The sequence below is a fragment of the Pseudomonas sp. MTM4 genome, assembly GCF_019355055.1.
Taxonomy (GTDB): Bacteria; Pseudomonadota; Gammaproteobacteria; order Pseudomonadales; family Pseudomonadaceae; genus Stutzerimonas.
The window spans coordinates 1,445,108-1,469,595 of record NZ_CP048411.1; the positions used below are offsets into that span (position 1 = coordinate 1,445,108).

General features: G+C 63.3%; 22 protein-coding genes and 1 pseudogene. 13 read left to right on the forward strand and 10 right to left on the reverse strand.

Features of this window, described 5'->3' with window-relative positions; translation table 11 throughout:
• Positions 1 to 2 precede the first annotated feature (2 nt).
• From GYM54_RS06435 to GYM54_RS06455, 5 genes are all read right to left on the reverse strand, one after another.
• The gene (locus GYM54_RS06435) at positions 3 to 758 is read right to left on the reverse strand and encodes a glucose 1-dehydrogenase (RefSeq protein ID WP_131650251.1); all 756 of its coding nucleotides are present in this window, start codon (positions 756 to 758) and stop codon (positions 3 to 5) included.
• Between the two features lie 10 nt (positions 759 to 768).
• Positions 769 to 2,478: an FAD-dependent oxidoreductase gene (locus GYM54_RS06440; RefSeq protein ID WP_131650250.1), complete on the reverse strand. Its 1,710-nt coding sequence runs from the start codon at positions 2,476 to 2,478 to the stop codon at positions 769 to 771.
• Between the two features lie 59 nt (positions 2,479 to 2,537).
• The gene (locus GYM54_RS06445) at positions 2,538 to 3,728 is read right to left on the reverse strand and encodes an acyl-CoA dehydrogenase family protein (protein WP_181101074.1); all 1,191 of its coding nucleotides are present in this window, start codon (positions 3,726 to 3,728) and stop codon (positions 2,538 to 2,540) included.
• 117 nt (positions 3,729 to 3,845) lie between these two features.
• The gene (locus GYM54_RS06450) at positions 3,846 to 5,438 is read right to left on the reverse strand and encodes an amidase (RefSeq protein ID WP_197446079.1); all 1,593 of its coding nucleotides are present in this window, start codon (positions 5,436 to 5,438) and stop codon (positions 3,846 to 3,848) included.
• Between the two features lie 77 nt (positions 5,439 to 5,515).
• Entirely contained in the window at positions 5,516 to 6,949 is a 1,434-nt protein-coding gene (locus GYM54_RS06455; protein ID WP_181101072.1) for a coniferyl aldehyde dehydrogenase, read from the reverse strand.
• Positions 6,950 to 7,132: 183 nt separating this feature from the next.
• Between GYM54_RS06455 and GYM54_RS06460 the strand changes: the two genes are divergently transcribed.
• From GYM54_RS06460 to GYM54_RS06485, 6 genes are read left to right on the forward strand one after another with little or no spacing between them, the layout of a single operon-like run.
• Positions 7,133 to 8,134: a flavin reductase family protein gene (locus tag GYM54_RS06460; protein ID WP_181101070.1), complete on the forward strand. Its 1,002-nt coding sequence runs from the start codon at positions 7,133 to 7,135 to the stop codon at positions 8,132 to 8,134.
• A gap of 25 nt (positions 8,135 to 8,159) precedes the next feature.
• Positions 8,160 to 8,933, forward strand: a complete 774-nt coding sequence (locus GYM54_RS06465; RefSeq protein ID WP_181101069.1) for a glucose 1-dehydrogenase — start codon at positions 8,160 to 8,162, stop codon at positions 8,931 to 8,933.
• Positions 8,934 to 8,942: 9 nt separating this feature from the next.
• On the forward strand, positions 8,943 to 9,737 hold the full coding sequence (locus tag GYM54_RS06470; protein ID WP_181101068.1) for a fumarylacetoacetate hydrolase family protein: 795 nt from the start codon (positions 8,943 to 8,945) through the stop codon (positions 9,735 to 9,737).
• A gap of 25 nt (positions 9,738 to 9,762) precedes the next feature.
• Positions 9,763 to 10,659, forward strand: coding sequence for an acetaldehyde dehydrogenase (acetylating) (locus GYM54_RS06475; protein ID WP_131650243.1), 897 nt, complete (start codon positions 9,763 to 9,765; stop codon positions 10,657 to 10,659).
• A gap of 10 nt (positions 10,660 to 10,669) precedes the next feature.
• The gene (gene dmpG / locus GYM54_RS06480) at positions 10,670 to 11,701 is read left to right on the forward strand and encodes a 4-hydroxy-2-oxovalerate aldolase (RefSeq protein WP_131650242.1); all 1,032 of its coding nucleotides are present in this window, start codon (positions 10,670 to 10,672) and stop codon (positions 11,699 to 11,701) included.
• A gap of 47 nt (positions 11,702 to 11,748) precedes the next feature.
• A complete protein-coding gene (locus tag GYM54_RS06485) occupies positions 11,749 to 13,107 on the forward strand; it encodes an MFS transporter (protein WP_131650241.1) in 1,359 nt (452 codons plus the stop codon).
• A 64-nt stretch (positions 13,108 to 13,171) separates the two neighbouring features.
• On the opposite strand, the gene GYM54_RS06490 is transcribed toward GYM54_RS06485, so the two are convergent.
• Entirely contained in the window at positions 13,172 to 13,939 is a 768-nt protein-coding gene (locus tag GYM54_RS06490) for an SDR family oxidoreductase (RefSeq protein WP_131650240.1), read from the reverse strand.
• A gap of 303 nt (positions 13,940 to 14,242) precedes the next feature.
• Here GYM54_RS06490 and GYM54_RS06495 point away from each other — a divergent pair, with 303 nt between their 5' ends.
• From GYM54_RS06495 to GYM54_RS06505, 3 genes are all read left to right on the forward strand, one after another.
• Positions 14,243 to 15,025, forward strand: coding sequence for an enoyl-CoA hydratase/isomerase family protein (locus tag GYM54_RS06495; RefSeq protein ID WP_181101066.1), 783 nt, complete (start codon positions 14,243 to 14,245; stop codon positions 15,023 to 15,025).
• Between the two features lie 157 nt (positions 15,026 to 15,182).
• Positions 15,183 to 15,932, forward strand: a complete 750-nt coding sequence (locus GYM54_RS06500) for an electron transfer flavoprotein subunit beta/FixA family protein (RefSeq protein ID WP_131650238.1) — start codon at positions 15,183 to 15,185, stop codon at positions 15,930 to 15,932.
• Complete coding sequence (locus GYM54_RS06505; RefSeq protein ID WP_131650237.1) at positions 15,933 to 16,895, forward strand: electron transfer flavoprotein subunit alpha/FixB family protein; 963 nt, start codon at positions 15,933 to 15,935, stop codon at positions 16,893 to 16,895.
• A gap of 58 nt (positions 16,896 to 16,953) precedes the next feature.
• Here GYM54_RS06505 and GYM54_RS06510 read toward each other — a convergent pair whose 3' ends face one another.
• On the reverse strand, positions 16,954 to 17,499 hold the full coding sequence (locus GYM54_RS06510) for a TetR/AcrR family transcriptional regulator (RefSeq protein ID WP_181101065.1): 546 nt from the start codon (positions 17,497 to 17,499) through the stop codon (positions 16,954 to 16,956).
• Positions 17,500 to 17,594: 95 nt separating this feature from the next.
• Here GYM54_RS06510 and GYM54_RS06515 point away from each other — a divergent pair, with 95 nt between their 5' ends.
• The gene (locus GYM54_RS06515) at positions 17,595 to 19,073 is read left to right on the forward strand and encodes an MFS transporter (RefSeq protein ID WP_181101064.1); all 1,479 of its coding nucleotides are present in this window, start codon (positions 17,595 to 17,597) and stop codon (positions 19,071 to 19,073) included.
• A gap of 337 nt (positions 19,074 to 19,410) precedes the next feature.
• Here the strand turns inward: GYM54_RS06515 and GYM54_RS06520 are convergent, their stop codons facing one another.
• The 3 genes from GYM54_RS06520 to GYM54_RS21700 form a co-directional block, all read right to left on the reverse strand.
• Complete coding sequence (locus GYM54_RS06520) at positions 19,411 to 20,388, reverse strand: GlxA family transcriptional regulator (RefSeq protein ID WP_181101063.1); 978 nt, start codon at positions 20,386 to 20,388, stop codon at positions 19,411 to 19,413.
• 141 nt (positions 20,389 to 20,529) lie between these two features.
• On the reverse strand, positions 20,530 to 21,078 hold the full coding sequence (locus tag GYM54_RS06525) for a cysteine hydrolase family protein (RefSeq protein WP_131650233.1): 549 nt from the start codon (positions 21,076 to 21,078) through the stop codon (positions 20,530 to 20,532).
• A 43-nt stretch (positions 21,079 to 21,121) separates the two neighbouring features.
• A complete protein-coding gene (locus GYM54_RS21700) occupies positions 21,122 to 21,283 on the reverse strand; it encodes a hypothetical protein (RefSeq protein WP_231752255.1) in 162 nt (53 codons plus the stop codon).
• Between GYM54_RS21700 and GYM54_RS06530 the strand changes: the two are divergent.
• The 3 genes and pseudogenes from GYM54_RS06530 to GYM54_RS06540 all read left to right on the forward strand — a co-directional run bounded on the left by GYM54_RS06530 (position 21,251) and on the right by GYM54_RS06540 (position 24,277).
• Positions 21,251 to 22,215 (forward strand): annotated as a pseudogene (locus GYM54_RS06530) (GlxA family transcriptional regulator). The gene GYM54_RS21700 and the pseudogene GYM54_RS06530 overlap by 33 nt on opposite strands.
• A gap of 110 nt (positions 22,216 to 22,325) precedes the next feature.
• A complete protein-coding gene (locus GYM54_RS06535) occupies positions 22,326 to 23,186 on the forward strand; it encodes an MBL fold metallo-hydrolase (protein ID WP_231752252.1) in 861 nt (286 codons plus the stop codon).
• 251 nt (positions 23,187 to 23,437) lie between these two features.
• Positions 23,438 to 24,277 carry a bifunctional allantoicase/(S)-ureidoglycine aminohydrolase gene (locus tag GYM54_RS06540; protein ID WP_181101058.1) on the forward strand — a complete coding sequence of 280 codons (840 nt, stop codon included), beginning with the start codon at positions 23,438 to 23,440 and terminating at the stop codon, positions 24,275 to 24,277.
• Positions 24,278 to 24,488: the final 211 nt, after the last annotated feature.

Sequence of the window (24,488 nt, forward strand, 5' to 3'; positions counted from 1 at the left end):
GTCTAGATACTCATGACGAACTGGCCACTATCGATGCGCAGTTCGATGCCATTGATCGCCCGCGACTCGTCCGAGGCGAGAAAGACCATGGCATTGGCCACGTCTTCTGGCCGGCAGGCCCGGTTCATGGGGTCCGTGTCGATGGTCAGCCGCTCCGGATCGATACCCGGTGGGTAGATCGCACGGGTCATGGGCGTAAGCACGCCGTCCGGATGCAGCGAATTGCAGCGGATGCGGTGCGCCCGGCCAAAGGCCGCGACACTGCGCGTGAGTGCACTGATAGCGCCCTTGCTGGCGCTGTAGGCCAGAAAGTCGGGCTTGCCGGCAATCGCGGCAATCGAGGACAGGTTGATGATCGAGCCGCCCCCGCCGCGCTTCATCAGTGCGACCGCCGTCTGGCAACCGAGGAATACGCTATCGGCGTTGACTCGCATCAGCGTCTGCCAGTCGGCCAGAGTGGTCTGTTCGATCGTCCCGGCCTTGAGGATGCCCGCGTTATTGACCAGCACGTCGAGCCGGCCATAGCGCTCATCCACTAGCGCGCCCAGCGCTTGCCAGCCATCGGGATCGCTGACGTCCTGCTGCACGAACGACACCGCGTCGCCCAACTCGTGAGCCAGACGACGTCCGGCCTCGACGTTCAGGTCAGTCAGCAGCACCTGTGCGCCTTCAGCGGCGAACTGGCGCACGGCGCATTCGCCCATGCCGCTGGCGCCGCCCGTGACGATCGTCACCTTGTCCCGCAAACGTGCACTCATGAGCATGCCCTCACGCCGTTGCCGACAGGTGGTGCGCGGCTATGTAGCCGAAGGTCATGGCCGGGCCGAGCGTGGCGCCGGCGCCCGGATAGCGCGTGCCCATGACCGACGCTGAGGTATTGCCGATGGCGTATAGGCCGGCAATTGGCAAGCCGTCCTCGCGTAGCACCTGGGCATTCGCGTTGGTCAGCAGCCCGCCCTTGGTGCCGATGTCGCCGGCATTCATCCGCATCGCATAGAACGGCCCCTTGTCCAGCGGCGCCAGGCAAGGGTTGGGTTTGACGTTCGAGTCGCCGTAGTAACGGTCGAAGACGTTGCCGCCGCGAGCGAAGTCCTCGTCGATACCGCTGCTGGCGAAGCGGTTCACGCGCGCCACGGTATCTTTCAACCCGTCAGCGTCGACGCCGATTTGGCGGGCCAGATCGTCCAGACTGTCGGCCTTCCAGTAGACGCTGCCCAGCCATTCCTTGCGCAGGCGGCTGTCCGGCATGATCTGCGCCGGCATCAGTGGGCCCATCGCATAGCCGAAGCGGAACCTGGCATCGAAGATCACCCAGGCGGGCACGCTTTTGCCGCCGCTGGTCTCGTTGTCGCGGTACATCGCATCGACGAATTCCAGATAAGGCGCGGCTTCGTTGACGAAGCGCCGACCCTGGCCGTTGACCACGATGGCGCCGGGAAAGGCCCGCTCGGCGAACACCCCGCGTGACTGCGGCTCACCCGGCACCTGTAGCGTCGGCGCCCACCACGCCCAGTCCAGCAGGTCGGTGGCGGCACCGATCTTCTGCCCCGCCTCCAATGCCGCTCCGGTGTTGCCGCCCTTGGGCGTGGCGCTCCATTCGTGATTGTTCGGCTGCGGCAGATATCGGTCGCGCAGAGCCTGGTTCTGCTCGAAACCGCCGGCACCGAGAATCACCCCGCGCCGCGCGCGGATGGCCATCGCCTGGCCGTCGCGCTCGACGACCACGCCCGTCACCACGCCGTCTTCCTCGATCAGTTCGCGGAAGCCGGTGTTCAGCCACAGGGGAATGTTGCGGTCGAGCATGGAGGCGCGCAGGCTCGCCACCAGGGCGTTGCCGAGCGCGGTGCGGCGGTCGCGGCGGGTCTTCTTGCGCCAAGCGAAGTCGAACTTGTAGCGCAGCATCAGCCAGAGCACCAGCAGCCGCCAGCCCGGCGTCTTGGCCATGGCCTTGTGGGCGTGCCGCGCGGTCCAGGCGATGCGCCCCATCAGCAACGTAGTCGGCGAGGCCTCGCGCAGGTTTTCCAGTTCCGCGCCCAACACGCTGACGTCGAACAGTTCCGGGTCCAGGCTGCGCCCGCCCTTCAGGGCGCCGGGCAGGTCCTGGTAATAATCCGGGTATTTGTCGGCCACCGTGTAATGCACCCGGGTCTGCTCCTCCAGGTACTGGATCATCACCGGGGCGTGGGTCAGGTAGGCATGCAGGCGTGACTCGTCGACCCGGTCGCCGATCGCAGCCTTGAGGTAGGTCATGGCCTGCTCGTAGCTGTCCTTGCCGCCGATCTTCTTGAAGTAGTGATTGCCGGGGATCCAGATGCCGCCGCCGGACAGCGCCGAGGTGCCGCCGTACTGCGCGGCCTTTTCCACTACCAGCACCGACAGCCCCTGGTCGGCAGCGGTTATCGCTGCCGTCATCGCACCGGCTCCCGAGCCGACTACCACGACGTCGTAAGTGTCTGGATGACTCTTGTTGTTATGCATGTTCCGGACTCACTTGCTTGATCGATCGAACCGCCGTCGCACAGACAGCGGCATGGCTGTCACACGTAGGGGTCGGGATTGGGCAGGCCGAGCTGGACGGCGCCATAGGTACGGGCAAACGCGGCCACGTTGTTGGAGATGTGCCCGCGGGCCTGGTGCAGGTCGCGGAAAATCCGCGCCACCGGATTGCTCTCATAGAGCCCGGACGCGGCCATGCAGCGCAGGATGCCGCTGACCTTCTCGGCGCAGGTATTGGTCACGTAGGCCGACTGGTAGCGATACAGCAGGCGGGTTTCCACATCCGGGAAGGCGTTACCGGCGGAGATTTCCTGCAACTGCTCGTAGTTGCGATCGAGCACCAGACGCAGCATGTCCAGGGTCAGCGAGGCATCGGCCACGGTTTCCTGGGCGAGCGGGTCCTCTGCGGTTTTCGCACCGTGCTTGCCGATATGCCGCGCGGCGTTTTCACGGAACTCGTTGATCGCACCCTGCAGCGCGCCCAAGCAAGAGGTGGAAACAGCGCGGGTGAACACCTGGGCGAAAGGAATGCCGTACAGCGGGTTGGGGTTGGCTTCGCGGCCCGGGGTCGCTTCGAGGCTTGAATTGTTGGTGCGCTGAACGCGGTGCGCCGGCACGAATGCATCCTCCACGACGATGTCGTGACTACCGGTACCGCGCAGCCCCAGGACGTCCCAGTTGTGCTCGATGCGATAGTCGCTGCGTGGCACTAGGAAGGTGCCGTGCTCGGAGCCCTCGCCGTTCTCGTCGGCCGGGATAATTCCGCCCAAAAGACACCAATGGCAGTGTTCGCTGCCGCTGGAAAAGCCCCAGCGACCGCTGATGCGAAAGCCGCCCTCCACAGGCGTCACCTTGGCTACCGGCATATAAGTTGAAGACATGAGCGTGGATTGATCCGAACCCCAGACGTCTTCCTGCGCCTGGAGCGGATAGCGGGCCAGCTGCCAGGGATGCACGCCGATGACGCCGTAGATCCAAGCGGTCGACATGCAGCCCTCGGCCAGCGCGATCTGGATTTCCGCAAATGTACGCAGGTCGGCCTCGTAGCCACCGAAACGCTTGGGTTGCAGGACCTTGAACAGGCCGGCTTCCTGCAGATCGGCGATGGTTTCGTCCGGCACCTTCTGCTGGCTTTCCGCTTGTGCGGCGCGCGCTTTAAGCACGGGGATCATTTGCCGCGCGCGCTCGATCAGGTCGACTTCTTGTTGTGTTTTCTGGCGAGTGGCTGCCATCTCTGATTCCTCTATAGCGCCGCTGCGAGGAAGGCGCGGCTGTTCTGATTATCGGAAGCCGGAGCTGGCAGACTCATCGTCAAAGCGGACTAGCAGAGGGTCAAAAAACACGGCCAATCACACCGGCAGGCCAGGGCGGCGCGACGACCAGGGACGGACCTGTTCCAGCTGCCCGGCCAGGCGCAGCAGCAGGTCCTCGCCACCCAGGCGCGCGGTGAACATCATCCCCACCGGCAACCCCTCCTCGCTCCAGCCGAGCGGCAACGAGATCGCCGGCTGCCCGCTGACGTTGGCCAGCACCGTGAAGGAGGCGCTGCCCATGGCCTTCTGCATGTAGCTTTCCCAGGGTTGCGAGAGGCGCAGCTCGCCGAGCTTGGGCGGCAGGTTGGCGGTGACTGGCGAAAGAATCAGGTCGAAGCGTTCGAACGGGCGCTCCATTTGCTCGCTGATGGTCTCGAACGCGTGCCGGGCGCGGTACAGCTCGAGCCCACTGACCCGCTCGCCATTGCCCAGCACGACATGTGTGATCTGCTCCAGCTCGTCTGTGTTCAGCTTGCGCCCGAGCATATCTTCGCGGTCACGGATGCTGGCCAGCAGCGCGGTGGCGCTCACCTTGCCATGGGCCGAGAACAGCTCGCGCGGGTCGACCGGCAGGGTCAGTTCCTCGATCTCATGACCCTGGCCGAGCAAGAGTTTCACGGTGTCGTCGAGCACCTGCGCCACTGCCGGGTCCAGCGTCGCACCGGTCAGCGAACGGCTGACCAGCGCAATTTTCAGGCGCCCGGGATCGCGCTCCACCGCCTCGACGAAGGGGCGCTCCAGTGGCTGGGTCCAGTATGGGCTGCCGGCCTCATGGCCCTGCCCCGCATCGAGAAACAGCGCCGTGTCGCGCACCGTGCGCGAAACCACGTGCGCCACGCTCGCGCCGAACCAGCCCTCGAAGCGGCCCGGACCGCTGGGCGTGCGGTAACGGCTGGGCTTCAGGCCGACCAGGCCGCAATAAGACGCCGGGATGCGAATCGAGCCGCCGCCGTCGGTGGCATGGGCCGCCGGTACGATGCCCGCCGCCACTGCCGCCGCCGCGCCGCCGGAGGAGCCTCCGGCGCTGCGCTCGAGATCCCAAGGGTTGCGAGTCTGGCCCCACAGCGCCGACTCGGTGGTGGTGGTCAGCCCGAACTCAGGGGTGGCAGTCTTGCCAAAGGGCACCGCACCGGCGGCCTGGTAACGCGCGATCAAGGTGCTGGTGAATTGCGACGGCGGGCCATCCCGAAACAGTCGACTGCCATGGCTGGTCACGGTGCCAGCCAGATACGTGCTGAGATCTTTCACCAGCAGTGGCACGCCGGCCAGCGCACCCGTCTCGCGGGCCGCGCGACGTTCGTTCAGCAGCGCCCGAGCGTAATCCTCATGCAGCATGTTCACGGCGTTGACTTGCGGATTGACCGCCTCGCAGCGAGCAAGCGCCGCGGCCAACAGCTCCGCGCCTGTCAGCTCACCGCTACGCACCGCCTCGGCCATGGCCCAGGCGTCGAGCCCCGCGTATTGCTCTGACGTTAGGCCGGTGGTTCGCTCGCCTGCCAGGGCGAAGCGACCGAGCATCGTGGCGCCCAAAACCAGCGCGCCGGCTTTGAGTACCCCACGGCGCGGCCAGGCTGGCTGGATTTCTAGCTCGGCGAGAACGGGCTCGCCAGCGGGGTCGGTTTTGCTCATGGGAATGCTCCGATCATGAATGACGGTTTTTACGCAGGGCCGGCGCGACCTGGCAGCCACGACCGGGCCATGTCTGCTCAGTCAGCGGTGACCTGCGCCTGCAAGGTGGCGAGAAGGTTTTCGCCGTAGGGCGGCAAAAGGCCCCACTCGCCGCGCGGGTCATAGGCCGGCGCCTTGAATATGGTGCGTGCATGACTGAACTGACAGAAGCCCTCCCAGCCGTGGTAGTGCCCCATGCCCGAAGCGCCAACGCCACCGAACGGGGCGTCATGCATGGCCGGATGCATCATCGCGTCGTTGATCGTCACGCCGCCCGACAAGGTGTGGCCGAGCACGTAATCCTGCTCGGCCTGGTCATGGCCGAAGTAATACAGTGCCAATGGCCGGGGCCTGCTGTTGATTTCTTCCACCACGGCGGGAAGGTCGCTGTAGGTCAGCAGCACCATTGCCGGGCCGAAGATCTCTTCTTGCATGACCAGGCTGTGCAACGGCGGGTTGACCACCACACTCAGCGGCCGCTTGCAGCAGCCAGGTACGGGCGCCTCGTCGGGGCAACGGATGATCTCGGCGCCTTGCGCCTCGGCATCGGCCAGGTAACGGTCGATGCGCTGGAGGTGGCGCTCGTTGACCACCGCAACCAGGTCCGGGTTGCCGGCGGCTCGTGGGTACAGCACGCCAACCGCATCGCGGAGCGCGCCGATGAAGGCCTGTTTCTGTTCCACCGGCACGTAGACCAGATCCGGCGAGACGCAAATCTGCCCGCCGTTGGTGAACTTGGCGATGGCCAGGCGCCGGGCCGCATCGGCGATGTCCGCACTGCGGCCGACAATGGCCGGCGACTTGCCGCCGAGCTCCAGCGTCACCGGTACGAGGTTCTCCGCGGCGCGGCGCATAACGTCCCGGCCAATTGAGGTACCGCCGGTAAATACCAGATGATCGAACGGCTGGCTGGCGAAGCCCTGTCCGACCTCGACGCCGCCCGTGACAATGGCCAGCTCTAAGGGATCGAAACGATCAGCGATGGCCTCCGCCAGCACCTGCGCAGTGTTGGGCACGATCTCGGACGGCTTGAGAATTGCCCGGTTGCCGGCGGCGAGCACACCTGCAAGCGGGCTCAGCAAGGTAAACACCGGCGCGTTCCAGGTGCCGATGATGCCCACGCTGCCCTTGGGCCGATACTGCACCCATGCCTCGGCACCGAGCTGGTCATAGGGCGCAAACGGCGGCCGGGGCGAATCCTGCATCCACTGCTCGAAATGGCTGCGAGCGTGCTTGAGTGAACTCAGCGCACCGAGCACATCTGTCATCAGTGAATAGCCCGGATGGCGCCCACCAAAGTCGGCATCCATCGCCTCCAGCAGCCTGTTCTGCTCGGCCACCAGCAGTTCGATCACCGCTTGCAGCCGGCGTCGGCGGGTCGCGGCGTCGACCGGGCCCTCTCGGTCGTAAGCCTGACGCTGTGCGCCAAGCAGCGCGCGCACTTCATCGATGGATCGCAGATATGCACTCATAGGGCCTCCCGGGCGGCCGTGTCGTTCCTGGTCGACGGACACGTTAGCCCGCGCCATCCGGCCCCTGCCTCGTCCATCCGGACGACACGCGGCGGACCGCGTTTTTAGTCCGTAAAGACGATGTTCCCACTTGCCCGACTGCCAATACTGCGTCCACGACTGACCGGATTCACGAGGCAGACCATGACGGCTGTAGCCAGCTTCAACCCTCAGGCGTTTCGCGCCGCGCTGAGCACCTTCACCACCGGCGTGACAATCATCACCACCCGCAACGCAGAGGGCGAGCCGGTAGGCGTCACCGCAAACAGCTTCAATTCGGTTTCGCTGAATCCGCCCCTCGTACTGTGGAGCCTGGCCAAATCGGCGCTGAGCTTGCCGGCGTTCACCGAAAACAGGCACTGGAACGTGCACGTCCTGTCGGCAGAGCAGGACGTGCTGTCGGGCCGTTTCGCCTCCCGCGGTGAGAACAAGTTCGCCGGCGTCAATCTCGACCAGGGCATCAACGACACGCCGCTGTTCAAGGATTGCACCGCCCGCTTTCAATGCCGTACGGCCTTCACCTACGAAGGCGGCGATCACCTGATCTTCGTGGGCGAGGTGCTGGCCTTCGACAAGACCGAACTACCGCCGCTGGCCTACCAAAGCGGCCAGTACGCGCTGGCGACGTGCAAGCCTCGCGAACTCCTGCGCCTGGGTGCGGAGCCGCCACCCGAGTGCAGCTATACCGAAGACCTGCTGGGCTATCTGGCCGGTCGTGCGCACTACCAGCTGCTGGACGCACTGCGGCGGCTGCTGCATAGCCAGAAGATCGATGAGCATGCCTTCTTCGTACTCTCGGTGCTGTGCATCCAGGACAACCTGACCCTGGAAGAAATCAATGACTACGTCAGCTATACCGGCCGGGAAGTCACGCAATCGCTGATGCTGTTCCTGGAGAAGCAGGGCTATGTGGCGCCCGACAAGCAGTTTGGGGTGCTTCGCTTTTTGCTCACTGCGGCCGGGCGGGAGCTGTCGCTCGAACAGATCGCGTTGGCCAAGGCGGTCGAACAGCAGCTGATAGAAAAGCTTGGCCAAGCAGACGCGCAGGTTCTGAAGATGCTGCTCAAGCGCCTCATTCAGGCGACCGATCCCGGCCTGCCGGACCTGTGGGCGCCAGCGTCACAGGAATTCGGCGCCCGCGCTTGAAGACTCTCGAAAAAAGGAAGACATCATGAGCTTGCTCGATCGCTTCACCCTGCGCGATGACGTCGCCATCGTCACCGGTGCTGGACGCGGAATTGGCCGCGCCATCGCGCTCGCCTATGCCGAAGCCGGTGCGCGGGTGGTCTGCGCCGCGCGCACACTGACGGACGTCGAGGCCGTGGTGGCCGACATTCGCGCCGCCGGTGGCCAGGCCGTCGCGGTCAGCTGCGACGTCAACGAGCCGGCCCAACGCCAAGCGATGGTGCAGACCGCGCTGGAGACCTTCGGGCGCATCACTCATCTGGTCAACAATGCTGGCGGTGCCGGACCGAACGATCCGCTGAAGATGAGCGTCGAGGAATTCGAGCAGGTTCTGCGTTTTAACGTGAGCTCGGCCTATGCGCTTGCCCAGCTCTGCGTGCCGCACATGCACGAAGCCGGTAGCGGCAACATTCTCAATATCACCTCTGGCGCCGCCCGCTACGCGCAGCCGCAGTTCAGCGCTTACGGTGCAGCCAAGGCGGCGTTGACGCAATTGACTCGCCTGCTGGCGCACGATTTCGCGCCACGGATCCGGGTCAACGCCATCGCACCCGGCCCGATCCTCACCGATGCGTTGAATCGAGTGATGCCGACCGAGATGCGCGCGGCCATGGAAGCGAACACGCCGATGAAATGCCTGGGCGAGGTGGAAGACATCGCCGCTGCCGCACTGTACCTAGCGACCCCGGCCTCCAGGTGGGTAACCGGCAAGATCATCGAAGTCGACGGCGGTGCCGAATCCAGCGTCTGGCCGGGCTGAGGAGAAACCATGCTTGACCCCCAACTGATTGAAACCCTCGGCGACGAGCTGTTCGCCGCCCTGCGCGAGCGCCGCACCCTGGCGCCGCTGACCCAGCGCTACCCGGCCATCGACATCGATGACGCCTATCGCATCTCGCTGCGTTTTCTCGCACGGCGCGAGGCCTTCGGTGAACAGGTGATCGGTAAAAAAATCGGCGTCACCAGCAAGGCCGTACAGGACATGCTGAACGTCCACCAGCCCGATTTCGGCTTTCTCACCAATCGCATGCAGGTTGCCCGCGGCAGCGACGTGAGCATGGCCGAACACCGATTGATCCAGCCGCGCGCCGAAGGCGAGATCGCCTTCATTCTGGCCGAGGATCTCAACGGCCCGGGCGTTACCGCATCCGACGTGCTGGCGGCGACCGCCTCGGTAGCCTGCTGCTTCGAGATTGTCGATTCGCGGATCGACGACTGGAAAATCCGCATCCAGGACACCGTCGCCGATAACGCCTCCTGCGGCGTGTTTGCCCTGGGCGATACCCGCATCGACCCGCGCCAGCTGGATCTGGCCGCCTGCGAGCTACGGATGTTCAAGAACGATCAACCCGCTGGCCAGGGGCTGGGCTCCGCCGTGCAGGGCCACCCCTGCGAGGCCGTCGCGTGGCTGGCCAATACGCTGGGCCGGCTCGGCATTCCGTTTCGCAAGGGCGAGGTGATCCTTTCCGGCGCCCTCGCCCCGCTGGTGCCAGTGGGCGCCGGCGACCGCATCCACATGACTATCGGCGGCCTTGGCTCGGCCAGCCTGCAGTTCATCGAGTGACCCCGAGCTGGCAAGGAGACGATTGATGAGCAAGAAAATCCGCTGCGCCCTGATCGGGCCCGGCAACATCGGCACCGACCTTCTGTACAAGCTAAAGCGTAGCGAGGTGCTGGAGCCTGTATGGATGGTGGGCATCGACCCCACTTCCGAAGGCTTGAAGCGCGCCGAGGAGATGGGCCTGAAAGTCACGGCCGAGGGCGTGGACGGCCTGCTGCCTCACGTGAAGGCGGATGACATTCGCATCGCCTTCGATGCCACTTCTGCCTACGTGCATGCCGAGAACAGCCGCAAGCTCAACGAACTGGGCGTGCTGATGATCGACCTGACGCCAGCGGCCATCGGCCCCTATTGTGTGCCTCCGGTGAACCTGAAAGACAACCTCAAGGCCGGCGCGCTGAACGTCAACATGGTCACCTGCGGCGGCCAGGCCACCATTCCGCTGGTGGCGGCGGTGTCTCGGGTGCAGCCGGTGGCGTATGCCGAGATCATCGCAACGGCGGCTTCGAAGTCGGTCGGGCCTGGTACTCGCAAGAATATCGACGAGTTCACCCGCACCACCGCCAGCGCGGTGGAACAGGTGGGCGGCGCGAAGAAGGGCAAGGCGATCATCGTCATCAACCCGGCCGAGCCGCCGTTGATCATGCGCGACACCGTGCACTGCCTAACGGAAGGCACCCCGGACGAGGCGGCGATCACCACCTCGATCATGGCCATGATCGCCGAGGTGCAGCGGTACGTGCCCGGCTACCAACTGGTCAACGGGCCGGTGTTCGAGGGCAACCGGGTCTCCATCTTCATGGAAGTGGAAGGCCTGGGCGACTACCTGCCCAAGTACGCCGGCAACCTGGACATCATGACCGCAGCCTCGGCGCGTACTGCCGAGATGTTCGCCGAAGAACTGCTCAAGCAGACCGAGCTTTAAGGAGCGCGCCATGGACCTTCGCGGCAAGAAAATTACCGTTCACGACATGTGCCTGCGCGACGGCATGCACCCCAAGCGCCACCAGATCAGCCTGGAGCAGATGAAAAGCATCGCCCAGGGCCTGGATGCGGCCGGCGTGCCGCTGATCGAGGTCACCCACGGCGACGGCCTGGGCGGTACCTCGGTCAACTACGGCTTTCCGGCCCACAGCGATGAGGAATACCTGTCGGCGGTGATTCCACTGATGAAAAACGCCAAGGTATCCACCCTGCTGCTTCCGGGCATCGGCACCGTCGATCACCTGAAGATGGCCCACGAGCTGGGCGTTGCCACCATTCGCGTGGCGACCCATTGCACCGAGGCGGACGTCTCCGAGCAACATATCAGCCACGCCCGCACGCTGGGCATGGACACCGTGGGCTTTCTGATGATGGCGCATATGAACAGTCCGCAAGGACTGGCGACTCAGGGCCGGCTGATGGAAAGCTATGGCGCCAACTGCGTGTACATCACCGACTCGGCCGGTTACCTGTTGCCGGAGGATGTCCACGCGCGGGTCGCCGCCCTGCGAGATGCCCTCGCGCCGGAAACCGAGATCGGCTTTCACGGCCACCACAACCTGTCGATGGGCGTGGCCAACTCCATCGCCGCCATCAGCGCCGGCGCGACACGCATCGACGCAGCCTGTGCAGGCCTTGGTGCCGGTGCCGGCAATACGCCGATGGAAGTGCTGGTGGCGGTCTGCGACCGCATGGGCATCGAGACCGGCGTCAGCGTGTTCGGCATCCAGGATGTGGCCGAGGATCTCGTGGTGCCAATCATGGATTTCCCCATCCGCAGCGACCGCGATGCACTGACCATGGGCTACGCCGGGGTTTACGGGTCCTTCTTGTTGTTCGCCAAGCGCGCCGAGAAGAAGTACGGCGTCTCGGCGCGTGAAATCCTGGTCGAAATGGGCCGCCGTGGCATGGTCGGTGGCCAGGAAGACATGATCGAGGACACCGCCCTGACTCTTCTCAAGCAGCGCCAGGCCAGCGCCTGAGCCGCCCCTCTCGGTCGGCCCGCCCAGGCCGGCCACCGGAGCCACGCATGACGACCGCGACTACTTCCGAGACTGGCCTTGGCTGGCGTACCCATGGCGTGCTGGCGCTGCTGGTGACGGCCTATGCCGGCAGCTTCATTGGCCGGCAGATCATGTCGGTGATGATCGAACCGATCAAACTGGAATTCGGCGTCAGCGATACCGCGATGGGGCTGCTCTCCGGTCTGGTCTTTGCCGCCTTTTACGCACTGCTCGGCCTGCCCGCCGGACGCCTTGCCGACCGCCATTCGCGCATGCGGGTGCTGGCTATCGCCGCCGTGCTGTGGGCATTGGCGACCCTGCTCTGCGGCCTGGCCATGAGCTTTTTCATGCTGGCGTTGGCGCGGATGCTGGTTGCGGCCACCGAAGCGCCGGTAATGCCGGCCTCGCTGTCGCTGATCGCGGATCTCTACCCGGCGCACAACCGCTCGCTGGCAATCAGCTGCTTCACCGGCGCGCCGACCCTGTCGGCCATCCTCGGCCTGAGCGTCGGCGCCTGGCTGGTCGACGTTTATGGCTGGCGCACCGGCTTTATGCTGATCGCCGCGCCTTTGTTGCTGCTATCGCTGGTGTTCGGTTTTGTGGTTCGCGAACCGTCTCGCGGCCGCTGGGATGCGGTGAGCACGCACCCGGTCCCGGGCGAGACGCTGACGCAATCGGCGCTGGAACTGCTACGCAACCGACCCTACCTGCTATTGATGAGCGCCAGCTCGCTGACGACCTTTGGCGCCTACGCCTTCGGCATGTGGAACACGACCTTTCTGATGCGCAGCCACGACCTCTCGCTGCAGCATGCCGGCATCCTCGCCGGCGTGGTCAGCGGGGCCAGCATGGCCGTTGGCGGATTGTTCAGCGGCTGGCTGACCGATCGCCTTAGCGCCTTGAACCGCGCCTGGCTATTGCGCATTCCGCTGCTGGGACATGTCGTGGGGCTGATTGGAATGGCGCTTTACCTGCTCGCGCCCAAGGGCACCTTGTTCATGCTAGGCGGCCTGCCCGTGCCGACAGCGATGCTCTGGGCTGCGCTCAGTGGCTTCTTCGCGATCTGGTGGGTGGCGGCTTCTTTCAATCTGCTGACTCAACTGGTCAGCCCCTGGCAACGCGGCACGGCGATCGCGCTGCAGACGATCTTCTCCACCCTGCTCGGCATCGGCCTCGGCCCGCTCGCTGCCGGGCTTCTGAGCGACGCGCTCAGCACCACGTTCGGACATGAATCGCTGCGCTACGCCTTGTTGGTGGTCAGCTGTAGTTTGTTCGCACCGCTGGCGCTGCTTCTGACGCTGTACCGTGCCCGGGCGTACCAGGAGACTTCGCCCGTTCGTACCCCCGCGCCCTCAGCCATCCCGCTCGCCGCTTGCGCGGATTAACGTCGGTTCTCCAAACGCAAAAACGCCTGGCAAGCCAGGCGCTTTTTGATCTGCGAGACGAACTTCAGAACGTGTTCGGTCGGACCATCGCGTCCATGCCGCCATCGGCGAATAGCACGCTGCCATGGACGAAACTCGCCTGTTCCGAGAGCAGGAAGGCGATCACCGACGCCACCTCCGTTGGCTCGCTGCCCCGGCCCAACGGCGCAACAAAACGACGGGTCGATTCGCCGTAGCGAGGATCGGCCTTGGACGCTTGCAACAAAGGCGTTTCCACGGCGCCAGGCGCGACCACATTGAGGCGCACCCCAAGCTTGCCCCAGTCCGGCGCCTTTTGCCGCGCCATGCAAGTGACCGAATATTTGGAACCGGCGTAGGCCATGTGCGGCTCGTTCTGCGACTCGGCCAGCTCGATCGCTCGGGTTTCATCACCGCTCAGCATGGCCTTGACCATCGGCAACTCATGCGCGCCTGGCTGCACTGAAGCGACGGACCCAACCACCACAGCGGCGGGCTTGTGTCCTTTCTGCAACGCCTCGAATAGCCCGTCCAGCAGATCGTTCACACCAAAATGATTGACCGCCACGATCAGCCCGCAGCTTGGCGCGGTGACGCCAACGCCCGCGCAGCAGACCAACCCGTCAAGCACGCCGCCACAACGCTCGAGCACCGAGGCGACTGCCGCCTGGCGACCACTGGGAGTGGATAAGTCGGCATTGATCTCGGCGTTGGCTCGGTCGATTCCGATTACGGTGTGGCCGGCGCTCATCAGCACCTCGCTCAGCGCCGCGCCGATGCCAGAGGCGGATCCGGTAATTGCTGTGACAGGCATGTGCTTCTCCTTCCAAAACGATATGGGTGGCGCCCTGACTTCAGGCATCAGCGGTTGGCTCATTTGCCCATGCGTTCACAGCGCCTCACATCGTCCGGAAAGACTAAAGCCTCCGAGGTTGTCTGAGATGTACTCCGTATGAACGATGCGCCGACCACGGGCTCTTGCCAACACTGATCGCAATCGTGGGCACCGCATGCCGAGCCGCCGGATTTCTGCCCACACGCTGATCACAAATGAAGGTGCGCCCTTTGGGCCAAACCTCGGCTCCAGCTACCCGCCGCCCCTGTTTCGGAGTCCTATATGAACAATCGAGCCTCCTCGCCCGTGTCGCTTGAACATAACGGCGCCATCAGCCAGATCCGATTCAACCGGCCAGAGGCGCTCAATACCATCGACCGGGACATGGCCTGGGCCTTTCTGGCGGCATGCCGTGAGGTGGCGGCGCGTCCAGCCAGCAGAGTGCTCGTGCTCAGCGGCGCAGGCCGCACGTTCATGGCTGGGGTCGATCTGCCGCAGGTACTCGCGGCGCCAGACTTGATCATCGAAGACCTGATCGAGCCGATGAATCAGGCCATACAGATCCTGACCGAGCTCGACATCCCGGTTCTCGGCAGCCTGCAGGGACCGATTGCAGGCGCCGGCATGAGCATCGCCCTGGCTTGCGATCTGGCCATCGCCGCCACCAATTGCCGTTTCAATTTCGCCTGTTTGCAGGCGGGCATCAGCTGCCAGCTCGGTGCTTCCTGGCACCTGCCTCGTCTCGTGGGGCTGCGCGCGGCCATGGAAATCGCGCTGCTCAATGAGCCCTTGAAGGCTTCCCAGGCGGCAGCCATTGGGCTGGTCAATCGCATCGTGCCGCTCGAAACGCTGGCCAGCGAGACCTCGTGCCTGGCCAAGCGCTTGAGCGAGGCGGCAGTACCCGCTCAAGGCCAGCTCAAGCGTTTGATGCGTGATGCCTACCAGCGCGATCTGCCGCAGCAGCTCGAAGCGGAAAAACGCGCGTTATCCGATTGCCTGGAGAGCGACGAATGCCAGCGCGCGGCCCACGCGTACCTGGAAAGGTATCCGGCCATTAACGGCTAGCAGTCTGTGAATCGGCCCCAGCATCGTCCGTTTAGGTCATCCCTGTTTCAGGAACGCTGCCTATCTTAGCGACAGCCAATCAGCAGGCGTGTTGAGTCGACTCGACCCTGCTCGCCCAATGAGCCGACATGATCAATCACGGAACAAGAGCCGACTTATGAGAGTTTTGGTACCCGTCAAACGAGTGGTCGATTACAACGTCAAGGTTCGCGTCAAGGCGGACAACTCCGGCGTCGACCTCGCCAACGTCAAGATGTCGATGAACCCCTTCTGCGAAATCGCCGTGGAAGAAGCCGTGCGCCTGAAAGAAAAGGGCGTGGCAAGCGAAATCGTCGTGGTTTCCATTGGCCCGACCGCAGCTCAAGAGCAGCTGCGCACCGCGCTGGCACTGGGTGCCGATCGCGCCGTACTGGTCGAGTCGACCGAAGAGCTCAACTCCCTGGCCGTGGCCAAGCTGCTAAAGGCTGTAGTCGACAAGGAGCAGCCACAGCTGGTCATTCTCGGTAAGCAGGCCATCGACAGTGACAACAACCAAACCGGCCAGATGCTCGGTGCTTTGACGGGCTACGCCCAGGGCACCTTCGCTTCGAAAGTCGAAGTGGAAGGCGACAAGGTCAAAGTCGAGCGTGAAATCGACGGCGGTGCGCAGACCGTTGCGCTGAACCTGCCGGCAATCGTGACCACCGACCTGCGCCTGAACGAGCCGCGCTACGCGTCGCTGCCGAACATCATGAAGGCCAAGAAGAAGCCGCTGGAAGTGCTGACTCCGGACGCGCTGGGTGTCACCACCGCCTCCACCGTGAAGACCCTGAAAGTCGAAGCGCCGGCTGCTCGCAGCGCGGGCATCAAGGTCAAGTCCGTGGCTGAACTGGTCGAGAAACTGAAGAACGAGGCGAAGGTAATCTAAATGACTATCCTGGTTATCGCTGAACACAACAACGCCGTTCTGGCTGCTGCGACCCTCAACACTGTGGCTGCCGCAAAGCGGATTGCCGCCCAAACCATTGGCGGCGACATTCATGTACTGGTCGCTGGTAGCGGCTGCGGTGCCATCGGCGAAGCAGCTGCCAAGATCGAAGGTGTGACCAAGGTACTGGTCGCCGACGATGCAGCCTACGCCCACCAGCTGCCGGAAAACGTCGCGCCGCTGATTGCCGGCCTGGCGCAAGGAGCCTCGCCGGCCGCCTACAGCCACGTACTGGCTGCCGCGACCACTAACGGCAAGAACTCCCTGCCGCGGGTTGCAGCGCAGCTGGACGTCGACCAGATCTCCGAGATCATCGCCGTCGAGAGCGCTGATACCTTCAAGCGCCCGATCTATGCCGGTAACGCCATTGCCACAGTGCAATCCAGCGCGCCGATCAAGGTGATCACCGTGCGTGCCACCGGTTTCGATCCGGTCAAGGCAGAAGGTGGTTCGGCTGCCGTCGAGCAGGTTTCGGGCACTGGCGACAAGGGCATTTCTTCGTTCGTGGGTGAAGAACTGGCCAAGTCCGACCGTCCCGAGCTGACCGCTGCCAAGATCGTTGTCTCTGGCGGTCGCGGCATGCAGAACGGTGAGAACTTCAAGCACCTGTACTCGCTGGCCGACAAGCTCGGCGCTGCCGTTGGCGCCTCGCGCGCGGCGGTCGACGCCGGCTTCGTACCGAACGACATGCAGGTCGGTCAGACCGGCAAGATCGTTGCGCCGCAGCTGTACATCGCCGTGGGTATCTCGGGGGCCATTCAGCACCTGGCCGGTATGAAAGACTCCAAGGTGATCGTCGCGATCAACAAGGATGAAGAAGCGCCAATCTTCCAGGTCGCCGATTACGGCCTGGTGGGTGACTTGTTCGAGATCGTGCCGGAGCTCGAGAGTCTGCTTGGCTGATAGACCGGTCTTCGGCGCTAGTCGGTCTAGCAGGCAACGGGTCGATGTCGAGGCCCCGTCAGCTATCCGGACGGACCACTGCAGCGATATCGCTCATGACGTCCGTCCACTCCTCCTCGCCTATTTCCATCAGGCGAAAGAAGCGCAGCGCGAAAATGCCTTCGGCAGCGAAAAAGGCAACACGGGCGCGGCGCCCTTCTTCGGTCGAGGTGTCGAGTCCGGCAAGGCGCTCCCGGTACCACGCCTGGGTCGACTGCAGGTGCTCGGGAGTTTGTAGCAGCGCCGCCAACAGACTCGCCGCCTTGGCGTGAGAACCGAAGTCCGAGCCGCGAGTGGCCTCGATATGCGCGCGCACCGCCGTCAGCGGATCGGGGTCGTCCCCGGCGATGCGCTGGAACTGCTCGGTATAACCCTTGCCCCAACGCTCGAACATCGCGTTGATCAGCTCATCCTTGGTGCCGAAGCTGTACTGCACGCCACCTTTGGTAATGCCCGCAGCTTTGGCGACGGCGTCTATCGTCAGTGCTGCAGCGCCTTGTCGATTGACGATTCCTTCGGCCACATCCAGCAGTACCTCGCGATCGATAGTTCTCTTTCTGCCCACATTCATCCCTTTAAATTAAATACGTATGTATTTATATTCTGCCGCAACGTTTTCCCCCCGCCAATTGCTGGGATACCGGACCCGAGGATGACCCGTTGAAATCACCTCTTCGCTGGCTGGTGCTGGGCATATTATCCAGCGCGCTTTTGCTGATCGTCATCGACATGACGGTAATCTACCTGGCGTTGCCAAGCCTGACCTACGAACTGCGCGCCTCGGCCACCGAGAAGCTATGGATCGTGAACGCTTATGCCCTCACAGTCGCGGGCCTACTGCCCGGGATGGGCGCGCTGGGAGACCGCTTCGGCCACAAGCGGATGTTCATCGCCGGGCTGGTGGTGTTCGGTGGAGCCTCCCTGGGCGCTGCCTTTTCGCCCAGTGCCGAGGCGCTGATCGCCGCCAGGGTGGCCTTGGCGGTAGGTGCGGCGATGATGATGCCGGCCACACTGGCGATCATCCGCCACGTCTTCGACGACGTCCGCGAGCGCGCCCTGGCGTTCGGCATATGGGCCGCGATCGCTTCGGGCGGTGCCGCCTTCGGCCCGGTCGTCGGCGGTGTGCTGCTGGAACATTTCTGGTGGGGCTCGGTGTTCATCATCAACGTGCCGATCGTAATCGTGGCGTTGGTGCTCGCCGTGATCTGGGTGCCCGCCCGGCCCGGCAACCCCGATCGACCGTTCGACCTGCTCGCCTCACTGTGGATCATGGGTGCGCTGGTCGGCCTGACGCTGGCCATCAAGGAAGCCGGCAAGCCAGACCCGTCCGTGCTGCAAGCCAGCGCGGCGGCAATTACGGCGTTCGTGTGCGGCCTGGCTTTCCTGCGGCGCCAGCGCCAGACGACAGTACCGATGATCGAATTCGCTCTGTTTCGCGACCGCAGTTTCTCGGCTGGCGTAGCCACGGCATTGATCGCCTCGGCAGCATTGATGGGCATGGAGTTAGTGGTCAGCCAGCGGCTGCAGCTGGTGGTCGGCTTATCACCATTGCAGGCCGGTCTGGCCATTCTGCCAATCCCGCTGGGTGCCTTCGTCGCCGGTCCGCTTGCCGGATTGGCGTTGCCGCGCCTGGGGGCGGAACGCATCCTGAGCACCTCCCTCGCCCTGTCGGCAGCCGGGGCGCTGCTGTACCTGCTGGGTTATGGCGCCGCGCTATGGGTTCAGATTCTATCGTTCAGCCTGCTCGGCTTCGGCATCGGCGCGGCAATGACTGCCGCCTCCAGCGCCATGCTGTTGCATGCGCCGCCAGACCGCGCCGGCATGGCGGCGTCGATCGAAGAGGTCTCGTACGAGCTGGGCGGTGCACTGGGCATCGCCATACTGGGTAGTTTGATGTCCGGGGTGTATTCCGCAGCCTTCACCACACCGGCAGGCAGCGCGGCGCCAGCGCTGGCCCGAGACAGCCTAGACGGCGCGTTGATCGCCGCCGAAGCCCTGCCTGAAACCGTTGCCGCCCCGCTCGTCAGCCTGGCGCAAAGCGCTTTCGACAGTGCTTTCGTGACGGTAATGATCATGGTCGTCGCGCTGCTCGGCGCGGCATCGGCCGGCATCGCCCTGACCACCCGCCGCGCTCGTTAGTGGAACACGCAAGCAACAGGACGAAGCTTCAAGCCAATTGGAGATGCCAGCAAACCGCCTGCATGGAAAGGACCGCTCTGGACCAAGGCAACACCTGGCTCGTTGCGCTGCATCAAAGCGGCATCGATCGATATGGCTCATAGCTGCGTTAGGCCATCGTCGTGCCGAACTGGCGCTCGCGGCGCGGCATCCCGCCGGCTTCCAGCGGCGTCATGGCCGATGTTTGGCGGTGAAGAACGCTGTGCTGCTCGCCCGCGACCAGTTGGCGGCCCAGGCCAAAGACCAGCAGGAAACCACGAGTCTGACATGCGCCTGATCGCTTGTTACACGCGACCGATTAGCTGAGCGCCTTCGAGCGCAGCTCCTTACAGAAGGTCCGACGGTAATCCGAGGGGGTCGTACCCAATTGCGCAGCGAACTGCTGACGCAGTGAAAGCGACGTGCCGAAGCCTACCTCCGATGCGATGCAGTCAATCGGCATCTCGGTGGTCTCCAGGAGCTGTTGTGCCCGCGCGACACGTTCGGCGTTGAGCCATTTGATGAAGGTCGTGCCTGTGGTTTCGCGAAAACGGCGGGTGAAGGTACGGCGACTCATGGCGGCCACATCAGCCAGCGTATCGAGCGACAAGGGTTCAGCCAGATGTTCCCGCGCCCACTCTAGGACACCGGGCAGCCGGCTCTCGCTCGGCAGCTGCGGAACAGGTTGTTCGATGTATTGCGCCTGCCCACCTTGCCGATGCGGTGGTGTAACCAGCAGCCGGGCCATTCGATTCGCTACATCGGCACCGTGTCGCTGACGCAGCAGATGCAGGCAACAGTCGATGGCGGCGACCGTACCGGCCGAGGTAATGATGTTGTCGTCAGAAACGTAGAGCACATCCGGGCGGAAGTGGCTGCTGGGGAAACGCCGAGCGAAGAGATCGCGAGCCACCCAATGCGTGGTGGCTTCGCGGCCATCCAGCAGACCTGCATCGCCTAACACGAAGGCACCCAAGCACAGGCCAACGATCAGTGCGCCTTGTGCATGGCGCTGACGCAGGGCATCGGTCAGTTCGGTAGGTGCTTGCTGGTTGGGATCGCTCCAAGCCGGCACGATGACGATATCGGCACGCTCCATCGCCTCCAGCCCATCGGGGACATCGATCATCACGCCTTGATCGCTACGGACCTGGCCCGGCTTTACAGCGTAATATCGAACTTCGTAATGCGGCAGATCCGGTGCGTCTTTGGCTGCGCCAAAGACCATTCCGGGCACGGAGAGATGAAACAGGCTCACGCCATCGAACGCCAGGACGGCAACGCGAAGCATGGACATGGCAGATGACCCGCTTGGGAAAGATGGCCCGAAAGTATCCAAGAGCTTTATTCAGGTCAAACATCGAGTGCCGAGCGGCATCGCTGGTAGGTGCTTCCCCGACCTGCGGATTGGGCACAGATCGGGATATCCAACAGCGGCTTAGGCCGTCAGATAGGCTTGCGTCGAGATCACGTTGGCGTAGCCGAACTTAAGGGCAGCCATCATGGCCGCATGCACCTGAGCTGCCGGAACCTGTACACCCTCGAACTCCAGATCCAGCGTCGCGCAGGCATCGTGCAGTACGGTCACCGAATAGCCCAAATCGGCTGCGGCACGAACGCCGGCATCGACACACATGTGGCTCATCGCGCCGACGATCACGATTTCTTCTACACCCTGCTCGTCGAGCAAACGCTTGAGCTCCGTTTCACGGAACGAGTTAGGGTAGTTCTTGACGATGACAGGCTCGCCATTCTGCGGGGCGACAGCAGGTTGGATCTCGACGTTTTGAGTTCCCGGAACGAAAGCCGGGACTTCCCCGTTGACGAATTCATGACGGACGTGAATGACCGGGACATCCTTGGCGCGGGAGTCGGCAATCACTTTTACTGCATTATCGACGGCTGCCTCGATACCGGTCAGCGGTAGATTGCCCGTCGGCAGGTATTCGTTCTGCAGATCGATTACGACCAATGCACGCTTGCTCATTATTGGCTCCTTGACGATGTTGTAAGGGGAAGCGTGACCATCATCAGCCATCGAGGCGCTTGTTGCGAAGTGGCGAGATCGACATCTTCAAGGGCTGGATCGACACATGCCGGATATGAACGTCATAGAGATCGGGATACTGCTGTATCCCGGTGCGCAGCTGGCGACGGTTCTGGGCCTGACCGATCTGTTCGCGTTTGCACAACGAATCGCCGACGAGCGAGGGGCGCCGGATATGCCGGTTTTGCGCATCAGCCAGTGGCAAAAACAAAGCCCGAGCGAAACTCCGGTGCGCGTACAGGATTCGCTTGCTGGCATGAGCACGACGCCCGCCGTGCTCATCCTGCCCCCTAGCCTGGAAGAACCGATTGCCACCAGCGCAGCGGCGCCTTACAGAGATGGCTGCAGGCGCAGCACCGCGCGGGGGCTACGCTCGCGTCCGTGTGTGCAGGCGCTTTCCTGCTTGGCGAAACAGGCTTGCTGTCCGGTCGCACCATCACGACGCATTGGCTCTATGTGGAGAAATTCGCGGAGCGCTTCCCCGATGTGCGGCTCGATATCGACCAGCTCATCATCGACGCCGACGACATCATCACCGCCGGCGGCGTCATGGCCTGGATCGATCTCGGATTGCGATTGGTAGACCGCTACCTGAGCGCTGCGGTGATGATCGACACCGCCCAGATGTTTCTCGTCGATCCGCCCGGACTCCAGCAGCGTTACTACAGCGCCTTCGCGCCGCGGTTGGCTCATGGCGATCAGGCCGTGCTGGCCGTGCAGCACTGGTTGCAAGAGACAGGTGCCAAGCACATCGCCCTTCCCGACCTGGCTCAACGTGCCGGCATGGAGGTGCGCACCTTTCTGCGCCGCTTTCAGAAAGCTACCGGCATGACCACCACCGAATATTGCCAGCGCCTCCGAGTGGGCCGCGCGCGCGAGATGCTACAGGCGAGCCAGTTACCCATCGAGCGGATCGCCTGGGAGGTCGGCTATGGTGACGCCGGAGCGTTCCGCAAGGTATTCACAGGTATCGTCGGGCTCACGCCTAGCGAATATCGACGACGTTTCAGTGGGTTTCATAGGCAGGCTTGGGCAAATTCACGACCCGCCGAAAGAATGGCCCGTTTTTATCTATGATTGTCTTTTGGGCCGCTATTGCTTCTTTCTCTCTGCTCCCACAATGCGCTCCTTCGAAACGAACCCAGGAGTCGCTCCATGCATTTTTCAAAATCAGCAGTTCACTGGCTTTGGCCGTCAGCCTCGCCTTCACCAGCGCATTTGCCTCGGCACAACCAGCAGGTACATCAGCCACGCCTTCCGAGCGGGTGCAGCTGCAGCAGATCCGCAGCTCTACGCTGAAAATCATCTACGCCGACACGACCTTTCTGATCGACCCGATGCTCGCCAAGAAAGGCACTTACCCAGGCTTCGAGGGCACTTACCGCAGCGAACTTCGCAACCCGCTGGTCGAGCTGCCGATGCCAGCCGAAGAGGTCCTTGCCGGGGTCGATGCGGTGATCGTCACGCACACTCATCTGGATCATTGGGATGACGCCGCGCAGCAGATGCTGCCCAAGGATCTCCCGCTGTTCTTACAGAACGAGGCCGATGCCGAGATCATCCGTGGGCAGGGCTTTGGCGACGTCCGGATTCTCACGGACCAAGCGGAGTTCGGCGGCGTCACGCTAAGCAGGATTGGTGGCCAGCACGGTACCGACAAGATGTTCGCTACACCTGAGCTCGCGGAGTTCCTCGGCGTTGCGATTGGTGTCGTCTTCGAAGCGCCAGAGCACAAAACGCTCTATCTGGCAGGCGATACCATCTGGCGTGACGAGGTCGACCAGGCGCTAAGCCGGTACAAGCCCGAAGTCGTCGTGTTGAATGCCGGTTATGCACAGGTGACTGGCTATGACGGCGCGATCCTCATGGGCAAGGAAGATGTACTGCGTGCCAGCCAGGCGGTGCCGGATGCAACAGTCGTGGCGACGCACATGGATGCCATCAACCATATGGGGCTGAGCCGTAAAGAGTTGAAAGCCTACGTTCAGGAGAAAGGCATTCAGGAACGCGTCGAGATTCCCGAGGATGGGGCAACACTGAAGTTCTAAGCTGGCTTGGGACCGCCTTGTCAGGGCGCCCCACCTGCGCTAGCCCAGGGCTGCTGGGGGCTGATCCAGAGACAACGGGGCTTTGAACCGACTCCATCATGCTCAAGAATGTAGCTCAGGTCTGGAACGAGCATCGATTGTATACAATTGCTGGAGATTTATTTGTCAGCATGTGTACAATTGAGCACATAGCTCCGCACCCAGCCTGCGGCCATCTCGACCGCAGGCACCACCAACAAGATGGGAGTCATATGGCAAACACAAGGTACTACGCCCCCACTGGCGGGCACCCAGCGCAGACTGAGTTGCTGACCGATCGCGCGATGTTCACGGAGGCCTACGCCGTCATTCCGAAGGGCGTGATGCGCGACATCGTCACCAGCCATCTGCCCTTCTGGGACAACATGCGCATGTGGGTGCTCGCCCGCCCGCTGTCCGGCTTCGCCGAGACCTTCTCCCAGTACATCGTTGAACTAGCCGACGGCGGTGGCAGCGAAAAGCCCGAGCAGGACCCGAACGCCGAAGGCGTACTCTTTGTGGTCGATGGCGAGTTCACCCTGACCCTCGAAGGCACCCAGCACGTCATGCGTCCGGGCGGCTACGCCTTTATCCCGCCGGCGGCCAAATGGAGCCTGCGCAACAACAGCGGCGCCCCTGCGCGCTTCCACTGGGTACGCAAGTACTACCAGGCCGTCGAAGGCCTGCCACATCCGGAAGCTTTCGTCACCAACGAGCAGGACGTCGAGCCGATCGCGATGCCAGGCACCGATGGCAAGTGGGTCACTACTCGCTTCGTCGACATGAGCGACATGCGCCATGACATGCATGTGAACATCGTGACCTTCGAGCCGGGTGCGGTAATCCCGTTCGCCGAAACTCACGTGATGGAGCACGGCCTGTACGTACTGGAAGGCAAGGCCGTCTATCGCCTGAACCAGGACTGGGTCGAAGTGGAAGCCGGCGACTATATGTGGCTACGCGCCTTCTGCCCGCAGGCCTGCTACTCCGGCGGCCCCGGCAAGTTCCGCTACCTGCTGTACAAGGATGTGAACCGTCACATGGACCTGGGCAAGTACAACCACCGGGCCTGATTCTTCGCATCGAACGCCCCCTCGCCTCTTGGCCAGGGGGCGTTTTCGTTTCTGCGGGTCGTTCTCGTAGAGGTCCGCCAGTTGATCTAGGCACTTAGTATCGGGCTAGCTGGGAACGTCTGTGCGATCGGGCGTACCCGGCACATACGGTCATAGCCAGAATGGCAGCAACCAGCTGTCGGCCACGTGCCGTGACTGCTTCTCGACCGGT